This is a genomic window from Streptomyces solincola (genome assembly GCF_002982015.1).
Classification (GTDB): domain Bacteria; phylum Actinomycetota; class Actinomycetes; order Streptomycetales; family Streptomycetaceae; genus Streptomyces; species Streptomyces solincola.
This window is the reverse complement of record NZ_PVLV01000583.1, coordinates 1-5,291: the sequence shown is the minus strand read 5'-3', so window position 1 is coordinate 5,291 and position 5,291 is coordinate 1. Positions and strand designations below refer to the sequence as shown.

Sequence of the window (5,291 nt, the reverse complement as noted above, 5' to 3'; positions counted from 1 at the left end):
CCCGACTACTCCCAGGTCCCCGACCTCCGCCGCCCCAAGCTCCCGCCGCGCACCTGAGACGGCCCCGCTTCCCGGCATACCCCGTCGGACGCGGCGTCGGCGGCCTGATCCGCCCCCCACACACACGGAAGGCGCACCCGGCGTCCCGGGTGCGCCTCCTCAGCGGCGGTCAGCGACCGCGCGCACCACCAGCGGTCAGCGACCGCGGGCGTCGCAGCCGTCACCGGCCGCGGGCATCGAACCTACGCCCGGCGGTCGCGGCGCTCGTCGGCCATGGCGGCCGGCTGCCGGCGCTCGTCCATGGGACGGTCCTGACGGCGGGCGGCCTCGTCGCGCTGCGGGCGGTCGCCCTTGGCGGCGGCGCGCTGCTGCGCGTTGCGCTTGGCGTCCTGGCCCTTGCGCTCGGCCTGGTTCTTCATGTCCTGCGCCTTGTCCTTGAACTGGTCTGCGATGCCCATCGAGGCTCTCCTACAAGGGAAGTGGGGACTTCGGGGACCGTGGGTGGTCCCCGGCCTCGATCAGATTGACATGACCGGACATACCGCGCATTTCGATCAAGAAGTGACCGGTTCGTCACGCTCCGCACGCGCCAGCTCGTCTGCCGCGCCGCCCGCTCCGACCAGGCCCTTGCCCACCCCGGAGAGCCGGCCGTCGAAGCGCCGCACCTCGCGGGCGCCGACCGTCCCGATCAGGCTCGGCAGGTAGCCGCGCACCGACTGCATCCCGCGCAGCCACCACTGCGCGTACACATGCGCCGAGCGCCGCTCGATGCCGGCCACGATCCGGTCCACGGCGGGGCCGAGCGGGTAGGTGCGGTTGCACGGCCAGGGCAGCCGCTGCCGCAACTCCCGCATCACGTCGTCCTGGTCCGCCCCGCGCACCATGTCGGTGTCGGTCCAGGACAGGTAGCCGACGCCGACCTTCACGCCCCGGTGGCCGACCTCGGCGCGCAGGCTGTGCGCGAACGCCTCCACCCCCGACTTGGAGGCGCAGTACGCGGTCATCATCGGCGCCGGGGTGATCGCGGCCAGCGAGGCGATCTGAAGGAAGTAGCCGCGGCTCTCCAGCAGCACCGGCAGGAACGCCCGGCCGGTGACCGCGCTGCCGATCAGGTTGACCTCGATCACCCGCCGCCAGGCGACCGGGTCGGAGTCGGCGAACGGCCCGCCCGAGGCGACGCCCGCGTTGGCGACCACGATGTCCACCCGGCCGAAGCGCTCCTTCACCTCGGCGGCGACCCGGCTCATCGCCTCGTGGTCGGTGACGTCCGCGTGCCACCAGTCGCTCTCGCCGTGCAGCCGCGCCGAGACCCGCTTCAGCTCGTCCGGCTCCAGCCCGACCAGGGCGACCCGCGCCCCGCGCGCGGACAGCTTGCGGGCGAGCAGCTCGCCCACGCCCCGGGCCCCGCCGGTGACGACGGCGACCTTCCCGTCCAGCTTGCTCGTCGTGCCGCTCGCAGCGCTCATGCCGCCCTCTCCTTGTGCTCCACATAGGTGCTCGCCAGCTCGCGGATGCGGCCGGTCACCGCCTCCGGGGCCTCCACCGGGGTCATATGGCCGATGCCGGTCAGCTCGGTCAGACCCACGCACCGCGGCAGCGCGGCGGCGATGGCCCGGGCGTGCACCGGCGGCGTCAACCGGTCGGCCGTACCGGCGATCACGGCGGTGGGGACGGTCAACTCCCGCACCCCCGCCTCCACGTCGAGCGCGGAGAGGACATGGGACCAGGCCACCCGGGCCCCGCGCGGGCAGGCGTGCACGATCCGGGCGCACTCGGCGACCCGCGCCGGGGCCGAACCGGGTCCCATCGTCGCGTACTTGAGTATCCGCTTCGACACCGGCGTGACCGGGCCGAGCGGGGCGCGGGCCCCCAGCACCGCGGCGGTCAGCCGGGTGCGCAGCGCCCCGGCCCGCAGCGGCAGCACCAGCGACTCGTCGACCAGCCTCGACGCCCCGGTGCTGCACAGCAGCACGGCGGCGGCGTGCTCCCGCACCCCCGGCCGGGCCGAGGCCGCCATGATCGTCATCCCGCCCATGGAGTGCCCGGCCAGCACCGCCTTCTCGCCGGGCGCGAGGGTGGCGGCCAGCACCGCCTCCAGGTCGTCGGCGAGCGCCTCGGTGGAGTAGCCGCCGGGGCCCGCGGCCGGGCTGCGGCCGTGTCCGCGCTGGTCGTAGACGACCACCCGGTGGTCCGCGGCCAGCTCCCGCACCTGCGCGTTCCAGAACGCCGTCGAGCATGTCCAGCCGTGCGCGAGGACGACGGCCGGCGCGCCCTCGGGCCCGTGCACCGCCACGTACAGCTCCGACCCGTCGGTCGACACCACCGCGCCCGTCACACCGCCTCCTTCTCCGACACGGCGGCCTGCGCGGAGGCGGGCGCGGTCCGGGGCGGCCGCACGATCTCGTACTCGGCCAGGTCCACCGACCGCGTGGCCCGCCGGAACTCGCTCGTCGTGCCCGGCCACAGGGTGGTGTTGCGCCCGTTGGCGTCCAGGTACCAGGAGTCGCAGCCGCCGGCCTTCCACACCGTCCGCTCCATCCGGGCCTGCACCCGCCGGTTCCAGGCGGCCACGGCCGACGGGCGCGGATCCAGCGCCGCCCGCTCGCCGAGCAGCCCCAACTGCCGCAGGTAGTCGGCCATGTAGCTCAACTGCGACTCGATCATCAGGATCATCGACGAGTTCCCCAGTCCCGTGTTCGGGCCGATGATCGTCATCCAGTTGGGGAAGCCCGCCGCGGTGGCCCCGCGCAGCGACTCCATCCCGTCCTTCCACGCCTCCGCGAGCGTGATCCCCTCGGCCCCGGTGACCCGGGCCGCGATCGGCATGTCCGTCACATGGAAGCCGGTGCCGAAGACGATCGCGTCCACCTCGGCCTCGGTCCCGTCGGCCGCCACCGCCGTACGCCCCCGCACCTCCGCCAGTCCCGAGGCGACCACGTCCACATTCGGCTGGGCGAGCGCCGGGTAGTACTCGCTCGACAGCAGGATCCTCTTGCAGCCGATCCGGTACGAGGGGGTCAGCTTGGCCCGCAGCGCCGGATCCTTGATCGCCTTGGCCATGTTGGCCTTCGCCAGCGACTCGACCATCCCCAACTGCCCGGGCCGCTTGGTGAAGGCGCTGACCTGTAGTTCGCGGATGCCCCAGAGCAGTCCGCGCCGGGCGGTGGCGGTGAGCGGAAGCCGGCGGTGCAGCCAGCGCTCGGGCCCGCTGATGGCCCGGTCCGCCCGCGGCATCACCCACGCCGGCGTGCGCTGGAACAGCGTCAGCTTCCGTACGGTCGGCTGGATCGCCGGCACGATCTGGATGGCGGACGCCCCCGTGCCGATCATGGCCACCCGCTTGCCCGCCAGGTCGTAGTCGTGGTCCCAGCGCGCCGAGTGGAACACCCGTCCACCCGCCTCCCGGAAACCGTCGAGCCCCGGCACCTCGGGAATCCGCGGATCCGACAGCGGCCCGGTGGCCGAGACCACGGCCTGCGCCGTGAACCGCCCGCCGGAGGTCTCGATCTCCCAGCGCAGCTCGTCCCGATCCCACCGCATCCCCAGCACCTCGTGGTTCAGCCGCAGGTGCGGCCGCAGCCCGAAGGTGTCGGCGACGTGCTCCAGGTACGCGCGGATGTGCCGCTGCCCCGAGAAGGTGCGCGGCCAGTCGGGATTGGGCGCGAAGGAGAAGGAGTACAGGTGGGAGGGCACGTCGCAGGCGCAGCCCGGGTAGCTGTTGTCCCGCCAGGTGCCGCCCACCGAGCCGGCCCGCTCCAGGACGACGAAGTCGGTGATGCCCTCGCGGCGCATCCGGACCGCGGCCCCCAGCCCGCCGAACCCGGACCCGATCACCGCGACCCGCACACTCTCGTGCCGTTGCTCCTGCCCCTGCCCCATACCGCCGCCTCCGCATCCGCGTCCGCATCGACCGTCGACCACCGACCGTCGAGGTCCGGCAACCTTGCCAGCAATCACTGGCAACGTGGTGTCTGCTCGGGAGCGTAGAGCAGTCGCATACCGAGCGGTAGGGGTGCGACCGACAAAGTTACCGGCGGTACGACATAGGGTTGCCGGCGTGGCGAACGAGCGGACGAGGACCCATACGAAACCGGCGACCGCGGTGGAACCGGACCGCGCCGAGCGCACCGCCCCCCGCGAGTACCGGGCCGAGGAACTGGCCGGGGCCGCCGGCATCACCGCCCGCACCCTGCGCTTCTACCGCGAACGCGGCCTGATCCCGCCGCCCCGCCGAGAGGGCCGGATCGCCTGGTACGACGAGCACCACCTGGCCCGGCTGCGCACCATCGCCGCCCTGCTGGAGCGCGGCCACACCCTCAACGGCATCGCCGACCTCGCCGCCGCCTTCGACAGCGGCCGGGACGTCGGCGAGGTGCTGGGCCTCGGCGAGCCCACCGAAGAGGAACCGGTCCGCCTCACCCCCGGAGAACTGGCCGACCACTTCGGCGACCAGGTCACCCCGGAGAACCTCGCCGCCGCCCTCGACCTCGGCTACCTCGCCACCGACGGCGAGGAGATCGTGCACGTCAGCCGCCGCCTGCTGGACGTCTCCGCCGCCCTCGTACGCGAAGGGGTGCCGCTCGCCGCCGTACTCGCCGCCGCCGGGCGCGTCCGCGAACACGCCGACGCGCTCGCCGCCCTCTTCACCGACCTCCTCCGAGACCACCAGGCCGCGGACCCCGAACGCCTGCGCCCCCTCGCCAAGAGCGTCGTCGACGCCGAGTTCTCCATGGCCCTCGACCGCCGCCTGCGCCCCCGTCCGGATCCTCAGGTCTGATAGACGGCCGTCACCGGCGCGTGGTCACTCCACCGCTCCGCATGGCTCGCGGCCCGCTCCACGTACGCCTTGACCGCCCGCGCCGCCAGCCCCGGCGTCGCCACCTGGAGGTCGATCCGCCAACCCGTGTCGTTGTCGAAGGCCCGCCCCCGGTACGACCACCAGGAGTACGGCCCCTCCCCCTCCGGATGCAGCGCCCGCACCACGTCCACGTACCCGGCCTCCTCGTACACCCGCCCCAGCCACTCCCGCTCCTCCGGCAGGAACCCGGAGCTCCTCCGATTCCCCCGCCAGTTCCTCAGGTCGCTCTCCCGGTGCGCGATGTTCCAGTCCCCGCACACGACCACCTCGCGCCCCTCACCTGCGGCCCGCTCCCGCAGCCCCTTCAGGTACGGCAGGAACTCCCCCATGAACCGCAGCTTCTCCTCCTGCCGCTCGGTCCCCACCTCCCCCGACGGCAGATACAGACTGGCGACGGTCACCCCCGGAAGGTCCGCCTCCGCATACCGCCCGC

Annotated in this window: 6 protein-coding genes; 1 reads left to right on the top strand and 5 read right to left on the bottom strand. The window is 73.6% G+C overall.

The annotated features are described in order from the left end of the window. Window positions 1-242: 242 nt before the first annotated feature. The 4 genes from C6N75_RS27600 to C6N75_RS27585 all read right to left on the bottom strand — a co-directional run bounded on the left by C6N75_RS27600 (window position 243) and on the right by C6N75_RS27585 (window position 3,879). Window positions 243-458: a hypothetical protein gene (locus C6N75_RS27600; RefSeq protein WP_105871591.1), complete on the bottom strand. Its 216-nt coding sequence runs from the start codon at window positions 456-458 to the stop codon at window positions 243-245. Between the two features lie 96 nt (window positions 459-554). Further along, window positions 555-1,466: an SDR family oxidoreductase gene (locus C6N75_RS27595; RefSeq protein ID WP_105871590.1), complete on the bottom strand. Its 912-nt coding sequence runs from the start codon at window positions 1,464-1,466 to the stop codon at window positions 555-557. After that, window positions 1,463-2,335 carry an alpha/beta fold hydrolase gene (locus C6N75_RS27590; protein ID WP_105871589.1) on the bottom strand — a complete coding sequence of 291 codons (873 nt, stop codon included), beginning with the start codon at window positions 2,333-2,335 and terminating at the stop codon, window positions 1,463-1,465. Before C6N75_RS27590 ends, C6N75_RS27595 begins: the two co-directional genes overlap by 4 nt. Beyond that, window positions 2,332-3,879, bottom strand: a complete 1,548-nt coding sequence (locus tag C6N75_RS27585; RefSeq protein WP_105871588.1) for a flavin-containing monooxygenase — start codon at window positions 3,877-3,879, stop codon at window positions 2,332-2,334. The genes C6N75_RS27590 and C6N75_RS27585 overlap by 4 nt, the downstream gene beginning before the upstream one ends. 223 nt (window positions 3,880-4,102) lie before the next feature. On the opposite strand from C6N75_RS27585, the gene C6N75_RS27580 reads away from it, so the two are divergent. Next, the gene (locus C6N75_RS27580) at window positions 4,103-4,777 is read left to right on the top strand and encodes a MerR family transcriptional regulator (protein WP_105871587.1); all 675 of its coding nucleotides are present in this window, start codon (window positions 4,103-4,105) and stop codon (window positions 4,775-4,777) included. On the opposite strand, the gene C6N75_RS27575 is transcribed toward C6N75_RS27580, so the two are convergent. Further along, window positions 4,768-5,291, bottom strand: a 524-nt coding sequence (locus C6N75_RS27575; protein WP_181160646.1) for an exodeoxyribonuclease III, incomplete at its 5' end; no start/stop codon positions are given. The genes C6N75_RS27580 and C6N75_RS27575 overlap by 10 nt on opposite strands.

Excerpts from the sequence above, each read along its gene's own strand:
- C6N75_RS27585 (WP_105871588.1), bottom strand. The coding sequence starts at position 3,879 with ATGGGGCAGGGGCAGGAGCAACGGCACGAGAGTGTGCGGGTCGCGGTG.
- C6N75_RS27595 (WP_105871590.1), bottom strand. The coding sequence starts at position 1,466 with ATGAGCGCTGCGAGCGGCACGACGAGCAAGCTGGACGGGAAGGTCGCC.
- C6N75_RS27600 (WP_105871591.1), bottom strand. The coding sequence starts at position 458 with ATGGGCATCGCAGACCAGTTCAAGGACAAGGCGCAGGACATGAAGAAC.